The sequence below is a fragment of the Bradyrhizobium nanningense genome, assembly GCF_004114535.1.
In the GTDB taxonomy this organism is placed as follows: Bacteria; Pseudomonadota; Alphaproteobacteria; order Rhizobiales; family Xanthobacteraceae; genus Bradyrhizobium; species Bradyrhizobium nanningense.
Window position 1 is genome coordinate 266,536 of sequence record NZ_LBJC01000024.1, and the last position, 13,639, is coordinate 280,174.

General features: G+C 63.4%; 10 protein-coding genes. 5 read left to right on the forward strand and 5 right to left on the reverse strand.

Features of this window, described 5'->3' with window-relative positions:
• Positions 1-150 precede the first annotated feature (150 nt).
• A complete protein-coding gene (locus XH84_RS18805) occupies positions 151-2,940 on the forward strand; it encodes a [protein-PII] uridylyltransferase (protein WP_128922789.1) in 2,790 nt (929 codons plus the stop codon).
• A gap of 151 nt (positions 2,941-3,091) precedes the next feature.
• On the opposite strand, the gene XH84_RS18810 is transcribed toward XH84_RS18805, so the two are convergent.
• Positions 3,092-3,622: a methylated-DNA--[protein]-cysteine S-methyltransferase gene (locus XH84_RS18810; RefSeq protein WP_128922788.1), complete on the reverse strand. Its 531-nt coding sequence runs from the start codon at positions 3,620-3,622 to the stop codon at positions 3,092-3,094.
• A gap of 99 nt (positions 3,623-3,721) precedes the next feature.
• Here XH84_RS18810 and XH84_RS18815 point away from each other — a divergent pair, with 99 nt between their 5' ends.
• The 3 genes from XH84_RS18815 to XH84_RS18825 all read left to right on the forward strand — a co-directional run bounded on the left by XH84_RS18815 (position 3,722) and on the right by XH84_RS18825 (position 6,874).
• Positions 3,722-4,078: a DUF1304 domain-containing protein gene (locus XH84_RS18815; RefSeq protein WP_181769670.1), complete on the forward strand. Its 357-nt coding sequence runs from the start codon at positions 3,722-3,724 to the stop codon at positions 4,076-4,078.
• 144 nt (positions 4,079-4,222) lie between these two features.
• Entirely contained in the window at positions 4,223-5,464 is a 1,242-nt protein-coding gene (locus tag XH84_RS18820; protein WP_128922787.1) for an ABC transporter substrate-binding protein, read from the forward strand.
• A gap of 183 nt (positions 5,465-5,647) precedes the next feature.
• Positions 5,648-6,874, forward strand: a complete 1,227-nt coding sequence (locus XH84_RS18825; protein WP_164936666.1) for an ABC transporter substrate-binding protein — start codon at positions 5,648-5,650, stop codon at positions 6,872-6,874.
• Positions 6,875-7,122: 248 nt separating this feature from the next.
• Here the strand turns inward: XH84_RS18825 and XH84_RS18830 are convergent, their stop codons facing one another.
• On the reverse strand, positions 7,123-7,548 hold the full coding sequence (locus XH84_RS18830) for a DUF1330 domain-containing protein (protein WP_025033272.1): 426 nt from the start codon (positions 7,546-7,548) through the stop codon (positions 7,123-7,125).
• A 167-nt stretch (positions 7,549-7,715) separates the two neighbouring features.
• On the opposite strand from XH84_RS18830, the gene XH84_RS18835 reads away from it, so the two are divergent.
• Entirely contained in the window at positions 7,716-9,932 is a 2,217-nt protein-coding gene (locus XH84_RS18835) for a transglycosylase domain-containing protein (protein ID WP_128922785.1), read from the forward strand.
• 376 nt (positions 9,933-10,308) lie between these two features.
• Here XH84_RS18835 and XH84_RS18840 read toward each other — a convergent pair whose 3' ends face one another.
• The 3 genes from XH84_RS18840 to XH84_RS18850 form a co-directional block, all read right to left on the reverse strand.
• Complete coding sequence (locus tag XH84_RS18840; RefSeq protein ID WP_128922783.1) at positions 10,309-11,148, reverse strand: M48 family metallopeptidase; 840 nt, start codon at positions 11,146-11,148, stop codon at positions 10,309-10,311.
• Positions 11,149-11,365: 217 nt separating this feature from the next.
• Positions 11,366-12,694 (reverse strand): polyhydroxyalkanoate depolymerase, encoded by a 1,329-nt coding sequence (locus XH84_RS18845; protein ID WP_128922782.1) that lies wholly within the window; start codon positions 12,692-12,694, stop codon positions 11,366-11,368.
• Positions 12,695-12,815: 121 nt separating this feature from the next.
• Positions 12,816-13,634, reverse strand: coding sequence for an ABC transporter permease (locus XH84_RS18850; protein ID WP_128922781.1), 819 nt, complete (start codon positions 13,632-13,634; stop codon positions 12,816-12,818).
• Positions 13,635-13,639: the final 5 nt, after the last annotated feature.

Sequence of the window (13,639 nt, forward strand, 5' to 3'; positions counted from 1 at the left end):
ACTCAAGCCGGAAACTCCAGTATATTCATTATGTTACGGACGCTTATCAAGAGCGGCGCCGCGGCCCTCCCATCTGGGTAACCAGGTTCACCCGTCGACCTCTCACGAAGTCTCGTGACAGCGCCTGCCACCTCTTATATCCGATGAGACATGGACAGCGTCACGACTGAGCACAGGGCAGAGGTGGACGATCGTTTCGACACTGCGCGGATCACCGCCGCGGTCGATGCGCTCGCCGAAAAGCATCAGGGACGCGAAGACGCGTTCCGCACGGCCATGGCTCAATTGCTCAAGGCCGAGCTGATCGCGGCGCGCGCGGCGGCACAGGAAATCCTTTTGAAGGACCGCCACGGCCGTCGCTGCGCCGAGCGGCTGTGTCACGTCCAGGACGAGATCATCCGCATCCTGTATTCGGCGGCGACCCGGCATCTCTACCGCTCGCCGATCCCGACCGGCGCCGAGCGCATGGCGGTTGTCGCGACCGGCGGCTACGGCCGCGGTCTGATGGCGCCCGAATCCGACATCGATCTGTTGTTCATCCTGCCCTACAAGCAGACCGCCTGGGGCGAGCAGGTCGCCGAAGCCATCCTCTATTGCCTCTGGGACATGGGGCTGAAGGTCGGTCACGCCACACGCTCGGTCGACGAGTCGATCCGGCAGGCGCGCGGCGACATGACCATCCGCACCGCGATCCTGGAGACGCGCTTCCTGACCGGTGACAAGCCGCTCTATGACGAGCTGGTCGCGCGCTTCGACAAGGAGGTGGTGCAGGGCACCGCCTCGGAATTCGTCACCGCAAAGCTCGCCGAGCGCGAGGAGCGGCATCGCCGCGGCGGCCAGTCGCGCTATCTGGTCGAACCCAACGTCAAGGACGGCAAGGGCGCTTTGCGCGACCTGCACACGCTGTTCTGGATCGCCAAATACGTCTACCGCGTCCGCGACACCAGCGAGCTGGTCGAGCGCGGCGTGTTCGACGCGCAGGAATACCGCACCTTCCGCCGCTGCGCCGATTTCCTCTGGTCGGTGCGCTGCAATCTGCATTTCTACTCTGGCCGCGCCGAGGAGCGCCTTTCCTTCGACCTTCAGCGCGAGATCGCGGTGCGGCTCGGCTACACCTCGCATCCCGGCATGCAGGACGTCGAGCGCTTCATGAAGCACTACTTCCTGGTCGCCAAGGAAGTCGGCAACCTCACCGCCATCCTCTGTGCCAAGCTCGAGGACCAGCAGGCCAAGCCCGCGCCGGTGCTGAGCCGGATGATGGCGCGCCTGCGGCCGACCGCGGTGAAGCGGCGCGTCCCTGAAAGCGACGACTTCATCGTCGACAACAACCGCATCAACGTCGCCGCGCCCGACGTCTTCAAGCACGATCCGGTCAATCTGATCCGCATCTTCCGCCTGGCGCAGAAGAACAACCTCGCCTTCCATCCGGATGCGATGCGCGACGTGACGCGGTCGCTTGGCCTGATCAATGCGCAGCTTCGCGAAAATCCCGAGGCCAACCGGCTGTTCATGGAGATCCTGACCTCCGACAATGCGGAGATCGTGCTGAGGCGGATGAACGAAACCGGCGTGCTCGGCCAATTCATCCGGGCCTTCGGCAAGATCGTCTCGATGATGCAGTTCAACATGTATCATCACTACACCGTCGACGAGCACCTGATCCGCTGCATCGGCTTCCTGCAGGACATCGAGCGCGGCGGCGTCGAGGAGTTCGCGCTCGCCAGCGACCTCATGCGCAAGTCCCGGCCCGAGCACCGCGCGGTGATCTATATCGCGACGCTCCTGCACGACGTCGCCAAGGGCCGGCCGGAGGATCACTCGATCGCCGGCGCCAAGGTGGCGCGCCGGCTCTGCCCGCGGCTCGGCTTCAGTCCGGCCGACACCGAGCTCATCGCCTGGCTGATCGAGGAGCATCTGACCATGTCAACGGTCGCGCAGTCGCGCGACCTGTCCGACCGCAAGACCATCGAGAATTTCGCCGCCGTGGTGCAGTCGGTCGAGCAGATGAAGCTCTTGACCATCCTCACCACCGCCGACATTCGCGGCGTCGGTCCCGGCGTGTGGAACGGCTGGAAGGCGCAGCTCTTGCGCTCGCTCTACTACGAGACCGAGCCGGTGCTCACAGGCGGCTTCTCCGAGGTCGATCGCGGCAAGCGCCTCGCGGCTGCCTATGCCGAATTCCGCATGGCCTTTGCCGAATGGCCGGAGGACGAGCTCGATGCCTATATCGGCCGGCACTATCCGGCCTATTGGCTCAAGGTTGAGCTGCCGCGCAAGATCCGTCACGCCCGTTTCGTCCGCTCCAGCGAGCAGGCCGGCCACAAGCTCGCGATCAACGTCGGCTTCGACGAGGTGCGCGGCGTCACCGAGCTGACGATCTTCGCGGCCGACCATCCCTGGCTGCTCTCGATCATCGCCGGCGCCTGCGCCTCGGCCGGCGCCAACATCGTCGACGCCCAGATCTACACCACGACCGACGGCCGCGCGCTCGACACCATCTCGATCTCCCGGGAATACGACCGCGACGAGGACGAGGGACGGCGCGCCACCCGCATCGGCGAGATGATCGAGGACGTGCTGGAAGGCAAGCTGCGCCTGCCGGAGGTGGTGGCGCGGCGCACCGTGCGCAGCAAGGCGAAGCCGTTCGTGATCGAGCCGGAAGTGACCATCAACAACCAATGGTCCGACCGCTACACCGTGATCGAGGTCTCGGGCCTCGACCGGCCCGGCCTGCTCTACGAGCTGACCACGGCAATCTCGAAACTCAACCTCAACATTGCGTCAGCCCACGTCGCGACCTTCGGCGAGCGCGCGCGCGACGTGTTCTACGTCACTGATCTCCTGGGCGCACAGATCAACGCGCCGACCCGCCAAGCCGCGATCAAGAGCGCACTGACCCATGTGATGGCCGGCGACAAGGCAGTTCAGCCGGCGGCGTGAGGTTTCTCGTCATTCCGGGGCGCGCGGCCCTCTCCATTCGTCATTCCGGGGCGCCGCGCAGCGGCGAGCCCGGAATCCATTCATCGGCACCGTCGGTGTTGCCCGATGGATTCCGGGTTCGCGCTACGCGCGCCCCGGAATGACAGGGTGGCTAGATCTCCACCCCCTCGTGCCTTAGCAGCCACCTCTTCCGCTCAAGCCCGCCGCCATACTTCACCAGCGAGCCATCCGCGCCAATGAGCCGGTGGCATGGCAGCACCACGCTGATCGGGTTGGAGCCATTGGCATGGCCGACGGCGCGAATCGCTTTGGGCATCTCGATCTTCGCGGCCATCGCGCCATAGCTCAACGTGGTGCCGGCGGGGATTTGCGCGAGCGCAGTCCAGACCTTCTGCTGGAACGGCGTGCCGGCGATCCGCCAGGCGATACCCGAGAGCTGGCCGAGATCGCCCTCGAAATAGCCCGACAGTGCCGTCCGCATGGCCGCGGGCGCAGGCTGGTCGCTCAGATCGACCGCGCCGTAATGCAGGCGCAGGAGCTCGCGCATGCGGTGCTCGTAATCGTCCCAGTCGAGCGCGCGCAAGGCACCTTCGGCATCGGTGACGAGCAGCGCGATGCCGATCGGCGTCGTCAGGCGATCGAGGCCGAAGCTGACGGAGGGTTTGGTTGACCGGCTGGCCATTGCGACACCATTGCATCGAAACGTGTCCGTCGCACTTGCCATGCCGGCCGTGCTAACGTCCACCCGAAAGCTGACGCTTTGGGGGAGCTCACCTTGATTCTGATCGCCAATGTCCTGGTGGCGCTGGTCGCCGCGCTGCACGTCTTCTTCCTGATCCTGGAGATGTTTCTCTGGGACAAGCCGCAGGGCCTGAAGGTGTTTCGCAACACACCGGAGAAGGCCGAGATCACGAAGGTGCTGGCCGCCAATCAGGGCCTCTATAACGGTTTCCTCGCCGCGGGCCTGATCTGGGGTCTCGTCCACGGCAACCCGGCCTTCGCATTCCAGATCAAGGCGTTCTTCCTGCTTTGCGTGATCGTGGCCGGCGCCTATGGCGCCGCGACCGTCAGCAGCCGCATCCTGATCGTGCAGGCACTGCCGGCGGCAGTCGCGCTGGCTGCGTTGTTCCTGGCTTAGCTCCTGGCCTGAGACGCTACGGCGCAGCGCCGCGATCCTTGCGCGGCGCCGAGCCTTCCTCCACAATCTTCGGCAGCGATGGCGACCGTTGCAATCAACGGAAAAGACCGTCGGCCGAAAATTCCGTCAGGAGGAACAACCAATATGAACAATCGCAGAGGCTTCCTAACTGCTACGATGGCGCTCGCCTTCGCGTTCTCCGCGAGCCAAGCCTTCGTAAGTCAAGCTCTCGCCCAGAAGAAATACGACACCGGAGCGAGTGACACCGAGATCAAGATCGGCCAGACCGTGCCGTTCTCCGGGCCCTATTCCGTCTACGCCAATATCGGCAAGACCCAGGCCGCCTATTTCAAGATGATCAACGATCAGGGCGGCATCAACGGCCGCAAGATCAACCTGATCCAATATGACGACGCTTACTCGCCGCCGAAGACGGTCGAGCAGGTGCGCAAGCTCGTCGAGGGCGACGAGGTGCTGTTCACGTTCCAGCTGATCGGCACCGCGGCCAATGCCGCCGTGCAAAAATATCTCAACGGCAAGAAGGTGCCCCAGTTGCTGGCTTCGACCGGGGCGGCCCGCTTCAACGATCCTCAGAACTATCCCTGGACCATCGCCTACAATCCCAACTACGTGTCCGAGGGACGCATCTACGCCAAATACATTCTCAAGCAGCATCCGAACGCCAAGATCGGCGTGCTCTACCAGAATGACGACATGGGCCGCGACTATCTCGCGGGCCTCAAGAGCGGCCTCGGCGACAAGGCCGCCAGCATGGTCGTCGGCGAGGTCTCCTACGAGGTCACCGACCCGACCGTCGACTCCCAGGTGGTCAAGCTGAAGTCGATGGGTGTCGACGTGTTCTTCGATGCCTCGACGCCGAAATTCGCGGCACAGGCGATCAAGAAGCTTGCCGACCTCGGCTGGACGCCGGTGCACATCCTCGACATTAATGCGAGCCCGATCTCGGCGACGCTGAAGCCGGCCGGCCTCGACATCTCCAAGGGCATCATCTCGACCCAATATGGCAAGGAGCCCAGCGATCCCCAGTGGAAGGACGATCCCGGCGTGAAGGCCTTCTTCGCTTTCATGGACAAGTATTTTCCGGAAGGCGACAAGCTCAACACCGTCAACACCTATGCCTATTCGGTGGCGGAGTTGTTGGTGCAGGTTCTGAAGCAATGCGGCGACGACCTGACGCGTGAGAACGTCATGAAGCAGGTCGCCAACATCAAGGACTTCACGCCGAGCTTCGCGCTGCCCGGCATCAAGATCAACACCGGGCCGAACGACTTCCGCGTCAACAAGCAGATGCAGATGATGAAGTTCAACGGCGAACGCTGGGAGCTGTTCGGACCGATCATCGAAGACACCGGACCGTCGGGCTAGCGAATGCGTTGGGTGGGTTAGCGCAGCGGATTGCGCAAAACGCAAACCGCTGGTCGTAACCCACCCTACGAACGCCCACCTTGCATCGCAACACACGTTCCTCCACACTCGCCCTCAGCGATGGCATCGGACGCACAATGTGTCCGACAGATCATCGGCAATAACAGATTGAGGGAATTGCGAATGAGGAATGGAAAACTGCATCTGGCCATGGCCACGGCGCTGACTCTGGCGCTGTCGATTTCAGCGGCCAATGCCCAGAAGAAATATGATCCCGGCGCGTCGGACACCGAAATCAAGATCGGCCAGACCAATCCGTTCAGCGGCCCCGCCTCCGCTTATGCCACGATCGGCAAGACGCAGGCCGCCTATTTCAAGATGATCAACGATCAGGGCGGCATCAATGGCCGTAAGATCAACCTGATCCAGTACGACGACGCCTATTCGCCGCCGAAGGCCGTGGAGCAGGTGCGCAAGCTCGTCGAGAGCGACGAGGTGCTGCTCACCTTCCAGCTTCTCGGCACCCCCTCGAACGCTGCCGTGCAGAAATATCTCAACGCCAAGAAAGTGCCGCAACTGTTCGCGGCCACCGGCGCCTCGAAATTCACCGACCCCAAGAACTTCCCCTGGACGATGGGCTTCAATCCCAACTACTTCGTCGAGGGCCGCATCTACGGCCAGTACATCATCAAGAACCATCCGAACGCCAAAGTCGGCGTCCTCTACCAGAACGACGATCTCGGCAAAGACTATCTGAACGGCATCAAGGCCGGGCTTGGAGACAAGGCCGCCAGCATGATCGTCGCGGAAGCTTCATACGAGGTCTCCGATCCCACCATCGATTCGCAGATCCTCAAGATCAAGTCGGCAGGCGCGGATTTGTTCTTCAGTGCCACGACGCCGAAACAGGCTGCGCAGGCGATCAAGAAGATCGCCGAGCTCGACTGGCATCCCGTGCACATTCTCGACATCAACGCCACGTCGGTCGGTGCCGTGATGAAGCCCGCAGGACTTGAAGCGTCCAAGGGCGTGATCAGCGTCAACTATGGCAAGGATCCGCTCGATCCGACCTGGAAGGACGATCCAGGCATGAAGAAATATTTCGAGTTCATGGCCAAGTATTATCCGGACGGCGACAAGGACTCGAGCTTCAACAGCTACGGCTACTCGACCTCCCAGTTGATGGCTTACGTGCTGCAGAAATGCGGCGACAACCTCACCCGCGAGAACGTCATGAAGGTCGCCACCAGCCTGAAGGACGTGGAGCTCGACCTGTCCCTGCCCGGCATCAAGGCCAACACCTCGCCGACCGACTACCGCGTCAACAAGCAGCTTCAGATGATGAAGTTCAACGGCGAGCGCTGGGAGCTGTTCGGCCCGATCCTGGAGGACGCGGGTCCGGCGGGTTAGTGGTTGCTTGAAGTTCGCGATGTGATCGGCGGCCTCCTGGCCGCCGATTTTTTTGAGAGCTTGGCCCGATTCATCACCGTCACCCTGAGGCGGCCGCCCCTTGGCGGCCCCACGAAGGGCGACGGCCCGACTGGTCGCCGCGCAGAAGCATCGGGGCCGCGCATCCTTCGAGGCCCCCCGGCGCGATGCAATGCATCGCGCCACTCGCACCTCAGGATGACGGGGAGAGAGTGGCGCGTGAATGCGCCCTACGTCGGTATCTCGCCAAAGTTCTTGCCCACCGGCAGCACTGCGTGCCGGATCAGCCGGGAATCCTCCACCGCCGCCTGGCGATGCTTCACTGCCTCGCGGTAAACAGGATCGCGGATCATCTCGACGAAAGCCGCGACGCTCGGATATTCCGCGATGAAGCAATGGTCCCAGCGTTCCTCCTGCGGGCCGATCAGCATCAGCTCGAACTTGCCCTGCCAGACAATGCGGCCGCCGAGGCGCTCGAACACCGGGCCGCTCTCACGGCCATAGGCGGCATAGGCTTCCGCGCCGCTCGCCTTGCGTCCGTCCGGATAGGCCGCTTCTTTACGCAACCGCACCAGGTTGAGCATGTGGATCGGACCGGGACGGTCGTTCTCCCGGAACTGCGCGAAGATCTCCTTGGTCGGATCGATATGGCCCATGTGCGCTCCCTCTTCTTTATGCCGACGATCCTAGCTTTGCCGCCGAGAATGCGGAACTGCGGGGTGCGAATGCCCCACCTCCTAATCACGCGTTAACGCCGGGGTAACCGGGCCTTAAACAGCGACCGCTAGCGTGCGGCGGGGCGGGCTGACCGGGCGTTGTGCGTATGGCGTGGGGAAAGAAAAAGGGTGGGCGGAAGGAGCCGCTGTTCGGCTTGCCCGCAGCGCTCGCCGATCTGCGCCTGACCGCGGCGGATCGCATTCCCGGCGGCGGCGACGACAAGCCGAAGAAATCTGCGAAATCATCCGGCAAGCGCAAGAGCGACGATGCCGGCGACGAGCCCCCGCGCGAGCGCAAGGCGCCGGCCGGCCGCAGCGGTGCCAAACGCCGGTCGAAGTCGCGCGGCGGGTTCAGCCTGGGCCGCTTGGTCTACTGGGGCGCGGTGCTGAGCTTGTGGGGCGTCATCGCCGTGGTCGGCGTCGTGATCTATGTCGGCGCCCATCTGCCGCCGATCCAGTCGCTGGAAATCCCCAAGCGGCCACCGACGATCCAGATCGTCGGCGTTGACGGCAGCATGCTGGCGCAACGCGGCGAGATGGCCGGTGCCAATGTCGCGCTGAACGACCTGTCGCCTTATCTGCCAAAGGCGTTCATCGCCATCGAGGATCGCCGCTTCTATTCGCATTTCGGCATCGATCCCGTCGGCATTTTGCGCGCCCTCGTCACCAACGTTCTCCACCGCGGCGTGTCGCAGGGCGGCTCGACGCTGACGCAGCAGCTCGCGAAAAACCTGTTCCTGACCCAGGAGCGCACCATGCAGCGCAAGCTGCAGGAGGCGGAGCTCGCGATCTGGCTGGAGCGCAAGCATTCCAAGAACGAGATTCTGGAGCTCTATCTCAACCGCGTCTATTTCGGCTCCGGCGCCTACGGCGTCGAAGCCGCCGCGCAGAAATATTTCGGCAAGTCGGCCAAGAACGTCACGGTCGCCGAAGCGGCGATGCTCGCCGGCCTCGTCAAATCGCCCTCGCGCCTCGCGCCGAACCGCAATCCCGAAGGCGCGGAAGCGCGTGCGCAAATCGTGCTCACGGCGATGGCGGATGCAAACTTCATCACCGACGCGCAGGCGAAGGCCTCGATCGGCCATCCCTCCTACAATGTGAAGCCGGCCGGCGCCGGCACGGTCAACTACGTCGCCGACTGGATCGGCGAGGTCCTGGACGACCTGGTCGGCCAGATCGACGAGAGCATCAAGGTCGAGACCACGATCGATCCGAAGCTGCAGGGCGTGGCGGAAGCCGCCATCATCGACGAGCTCGCGGCCAAGAGCGTGAAGTTCAACGTCAGCCAGGGCGCCCTGGTGGCGATGACGCCTGATGGCGCCGTGCGCGCCATGGTGGGTGGGCGGAACTATTCCGAGAGCCAGTACAACCGCGCGGTCACGGCAAAACGCCAACCGGGCTCCTCGTTCAAGCCGTTCGTCTATCTGACGGCGCTGGAACAGGGCCTGACGCCTGACACGATGCGCCAGGACGCGCCGATCGAGGTCAAGGGCTGGAGACCCGAGAACTACACCCATGAATATTTCGGCGCGGTGACGCTGACGCAGGCGCTGGCGATGTCGCTCAACACCGTCGCCATCCGCCTCGGCCTCGAGGTCGGACCGAAGAACGTGGTGCGCACCGCGCACCGGCTCGGCATCTCCTCGAAGCTCGAGCCGAATGCCTCGATCGCGCTCGGCACGTCGGAAGTCTCGGTGGTCGAGCTGGTCGGCGCTTACGCGCCCTTCGCCAATGGCGGCTTCGCGGTGGCGCCGCATGTCGTGACGCGGATCAGGACGCTGAGCGGCAAGCTGCTCTACATGCGCCAGCCGGAAGAGCGTAATCCGGTCATCGATCCCCGCTATGTCGGCATGATGAATGCGATGATGCGAGAGACGCTGATATCAGGCACCGCCAAGAAGGCGGAGATCCCGGGCTGGCCCGCGGCCGGCAAGACCGGCACCAGCCAGGATTATCGCGATGCCTGGTTCATCGGCTACACGGCGAACCTCGTCACCGGCGTCTGGCTCGGCAACGACGACAACTCGCCGACCAAGAAGGCCACCGGTGGCGGCCTGCCCGTGGAAGTCTGGTCGCGCTTCATGAAGACGGCGCACGAGGGTGTGCCGGTGGCAGCCCTGCCGAGCGCACCAGGCGGCTGGGGCCTGTCGAACCTCGCGCAGGCAGCCTCGCAGGTGACAGCGCCGGCAGCAGTCACGCCCGGACCGGCAGCGGTCAACAATGGCGGCTATCGCCCGCCGCCGACGCGCGCCAATGCGCGGCCGGAGGCTGCGGCAGGGCTCGATGGCTGGCTGATGGACCGGTTGTTTGGCGGAAACCGATAGGCGCGGCTTGAGGTCCGCATGGCCTCAAGACAAGAAATGCGAAAACAACCCCATGCACAGTAGCCGGCGATAACAAAATCAACGGCTTGCGCGGGCGGCACAAACGCCGGGAGCGCGGGCTTGCACCAGCTGCAACACTTCGGCAAGTCCTCCCTAACCACCAGCCGCTCCTCTCCGCTGTCATTCCCCGCGAAAGCGGGGAATCCAGTACGCCGGGGCTTCTCGATTCAATCAGTGCCGTCTCGGCGTACTGGATCGCCCGGTCCCGGCTCCGCCAAGGCTTCGCCGAGGCCCACACCTGCGCTCGGCGCGCCGAAGCTTCAGCGAAGGCGGCAAGCCGGGCGATGACACCTTTCAAGACGTTAGCAGCGAGGGCCTAATCCTCGACCCCGTAGCGATGCAGATCATTGCCGTAGGTATCGAGCCACTTTTTGGCGCGCTCCATCGACGGGCACACCTTGCCGCAGACGCGCCAGAACCGCGCCGAGTGGTTCATCTCGACGAGATGGGCGACCTCGTGGGCGGCGAGATAGTCGAGCACGAAGGGCGGCGCGAGGATCAGGCGCCAGGAGAACGACAGCGACCCGGCAGAGGTGCAGGAGCCCCAGCGGCTGGACTGATCGCGGATCGAAAGGCGCTTGACCCTGACACCGAGCTCGGCGGCGTGGGCTTCCGCCGAACGCTGCAGATCGCGGCGCGCCTCGCGCTTGAGGAAGTCGCTGACGCGGCGATCGACATGTTCGAGCCCGCCGGCAACGCAGAGGATGCGTTCGCCGCTATCGCGCATTTCGGTCCATACCGTGCCGCGCGTGCCGGCACGATGAACGATGCGATGCGGCGTGCCGCGGAGCGGTATCACCGTGCCAGGCTGGAACGGCGCGGCCTTCGGCAAGCGCCCGAGACGTGCCGCGATCCACGCGCCGTGACGCTGCGCAAAGTCTTTCGCTTCGGCGAGCGTGCCGCGCGGCGGGATGGTGAGAATGGCTTCGCGATCGCTCGGATGAATTCTGAGCGTGTAGCGGCGCGCGCGGCGATGCCGGCGCAATCGGATGGCAAAGAATTGCGATCCGTGGGTGATGACGAGGGTCTTTGGTTCGTGGGGCCGCCGATAAAGGAGTGCGCGAGTGGCCATGTCTGTCAGTCCGGGGGGCAGGAGGGCGCCCGGATTCTGCCATAACCGCCGCCATGGGAAGCGCTCGGCGCAAAAACAAATCATTTGCCCAATATACAGCGGTCAGACGTCCGGGAGACCCTACAGACTGGGGTTGGAACCAGCTTTTTTCTCCCTCGCTGAGTGCATGCGGCACCCCCAAGGGGTGAGTGCTGACTCACTCCTATAAAGCTACCTAAATACCGCGAATCCGACCCGGAATTCACCCCGCCGGAGCCTCGGTCCAAGCCTGGATTTTCGACGGGAAAGCCGAAAACGAAGCTTATTCGGCAGCGCGAGCCTGCAATGAACTCGGATTCGCAGCCGAAACCATGAAGTCGTGGATTCGCGGCACGATTTCCGACTTGAAGCGCGAGCCGTTGAACACGCCGTAATGTCCGACGCCCTTCTGGACGTAATGAACGCGGCGATGATCAGGGATCGAGCTGCACAATGAATGCGTTGCTTCGGTCTGACCGAGACCGGAGATGTCGTCATTCTCGCCTTCCACCGTCATCAGCGCAACGCGCGTGACCATGGAGGGATCGACGCGTGTTCCGCGATGGGTCATCTCGCCCTTCGGCAGCGAGTGCTTCACGAACACGGTATCGACCGTCTGCAGGTAATATTCGGCGGAGAGGTCCATCACGGCGAGGTATTCGTCGTAGAACTCGCGATGCTTGTCGACGAGGTCGCCGTCGCCCTTCACCAGATGGGCGAACAGCTGCTTGTGCGCATCCATGTGCCGGTCGAGATTCATGCTGATGAAGCCGTTGAGCTGCAGGAATCCCGGATAGACGTCACGCATCATGCCCGGATGCGGGAACGGCACCTTGGTGATGACGTGGTTGCGGAACCAGTCGATGCCGCGCTCCTGGGCGAGGTCGTTCACCGCGGTCGGATTGCGGCGGGTGTCGATCGGGCCACCCATCAGTGTCATCGAGGTCGGCACGAACGGATCGCGCCGCGCTTCCATGATCGAGACGGCGGCGACGACGGGCACGGAGGGCTGGCACACCGCCATGACGTGGGTGTTGCCGCCGAGAACATGCAGCATCTCGATGACATAATCGATGTAATCGTCGAGATCGAAGCGGCCGTCGCTGAGCGGCACCATGCGGGCGTCGGCCCAATCGGTGATGTAGACCTCATGCGCGGGCAGGAAGGCTTCGACCGTGCCGCGCAGCAGCGTCGCGTAATGGCCGGACATCGGTGCCACGATCAGCACGCGCGGCTGCGGGCTGCGCAAGGGCCGCGCGAACTTGCGATCGAAGTACAGCAGCCGGCAGAACGGCTTTTCCCAGACCGAGCGGATCTCGACAGGGACGCGGATGCCGTTGACCTCGGTGTCGTTGAGACCCCATTCCGGCTTGCCGTAGCGGCGCGTGGTGCGCTCGAACAATTCGCACGCCGCGGCGACCGACTTGCCTACTTCGGTGCGCGCCCACGGATTGAGCGGATTCTGAAACAGCAGCTTGGTGGCGTCAGTGACCGCACGTGCCGGATTGAGGGAGGCGTGCGCCATCTCGTACATCCAGTACATCGGCGTCGTCAGGACCGGACTGCCTTCAGCCGCCAGGGGCGGCGCGCCGCCAAACTCACCAATGGGCATCGCTATATTCCTCTTCGCATCGCAGCATACTGCCGAATGCGTAATATTGCGTCAATGCATGGTTCCGTACATCTACGTGGCGGAATCGGCTCAACCAGCCTGAATCCACGAGAAAGTGACGCTATTCGCCGGCCGACAGCAGCGAGCCGTGCTTTTTGGCGCTGCGCAAAAGGGCAAGGAATGCCCCAAAAGATGCAACCAGAAGCACTGAATTGATGGCCAGTGCATCCAGCATCAGGTCGGTGCGGAAGGTGTTCTCGATCAGCAGCGCACGCATTCCTTCGAATACGTAAGTCGGCGGCAGCGTCCAGGCGACGTATTGCAGCCAAATCGGCAGCACGCTGACGGGATAGTAGATGCAGGCGAGCGGCATGATCACGAACATCAAGGTCCAGACGATGCTCTCGGCGCCGAGCCCGTTTCGCAGCACCAGGCCCGAGACGAAGATGCCGACCGACCAGCTCGTGAAGATCAGATTGCAGAAGAACGCGATCAGCGGCAGGCCGAGCGCGTAGACGTTGAAGTGAAACAGGAACAGCGCCAGCAGCGTCATCGGGATGATTCCGATCGCGAGCCGGATCAGGCTCATGACCATCAGCGACAGCAGAAACTCGATCGGCTTCAGCGGGCTCATCATGAGGTTGCCGAGGTTGCGCGCCCACATCTCTTCCAGAAACGAGATGGAGAAGCCGAGCTGGCCGCGGAACAGGATGTCCCAGAGGATGACGGCGCCGATCAGCGTGCCGCCGGCGCGCGCGAAGAAGCTGGCGTTCTGCGCGATGTAATACTGGATGAAGCCCCAGGTGATGACCTGCAGCGCCGGCCAATACAACAGCTCGAGCAGCCGCGGCCAGGACGACAGCAGCAGGTACCAGTATCGCAGGATCATCGCGCCGATGCGGTGAGCGGAGATGCCGTGGTGGAGGGAGATGTCGGTCATGGCAG

Excerpts from the sequence above, each read along its gene's own strand:
- XH84_RS18805 (WP_128922789.1), top strand. The coding sequence starts at position 151 with ATGGACAGCGTCACGACTGAGCACAGGGCAGAGGTGGACGATCGTTTC.
- XH84_RS18810 (WP_128922788.1), bottom strand. The coding sequence starts at position 3,622 with ATGGCCAGCCGGTCAACCAAACCCTCCGTCAGCTTCGGCCTCGATCGC.
- XH84_RS18820 (WP_128922787.1), top strand. The coding sequence starts at position 4,223 with ATGAACAATCGCAGAGGCTTCCTAACTGCTACGATGGCGCTCGCCTTC.
- XH84_RS18825 (WP_164936666.1), top strand. The coding sequence starts at position 5,648 with ATGAGGAATGGAAAACTGCATCTGGCCATGGCCACGGCGCTGACTCTG.
- XH84_RS18830 (WP_025033272.1), bottom strand. The coding sequence starts at position 7,548 with ATGGGCCATATCGATCCGACCAAGGAGATCTTCGCGCAGTTCCGGGAG.
- XH84_RS18835 (WP_128922785.1), top strand. The coding sequence starts at position 7,716 with ATGGCGTGGGGAAAGAAAAAGGGTGGGCGGAAGGAGCCGCTGTTCGGC.
- XH84_RS18840 (WP_128922783.1), bottom strand. The coding sequence starts at position 11,148 with ATGATTTGTTTTTGCGCCGAGCGCTTCCCATGGCGGCGGTTATGGCAG.
- XH84_RS18845 (WP_128922782.1), bottom strand. The coding sequence starts at position 12,694 with ATGCCCATTGGTGAGTTTGGCGGCGCGCCGCCCCTGGCGGCTGAAGGC.
- XH84_RS18850 (WP_128922781.1), bottom strand. The coding sequence starts at position 13,634 with ATGACCGACATCTCCCTCCACCACGGCATCTCCGCTCACCGCATCGGC.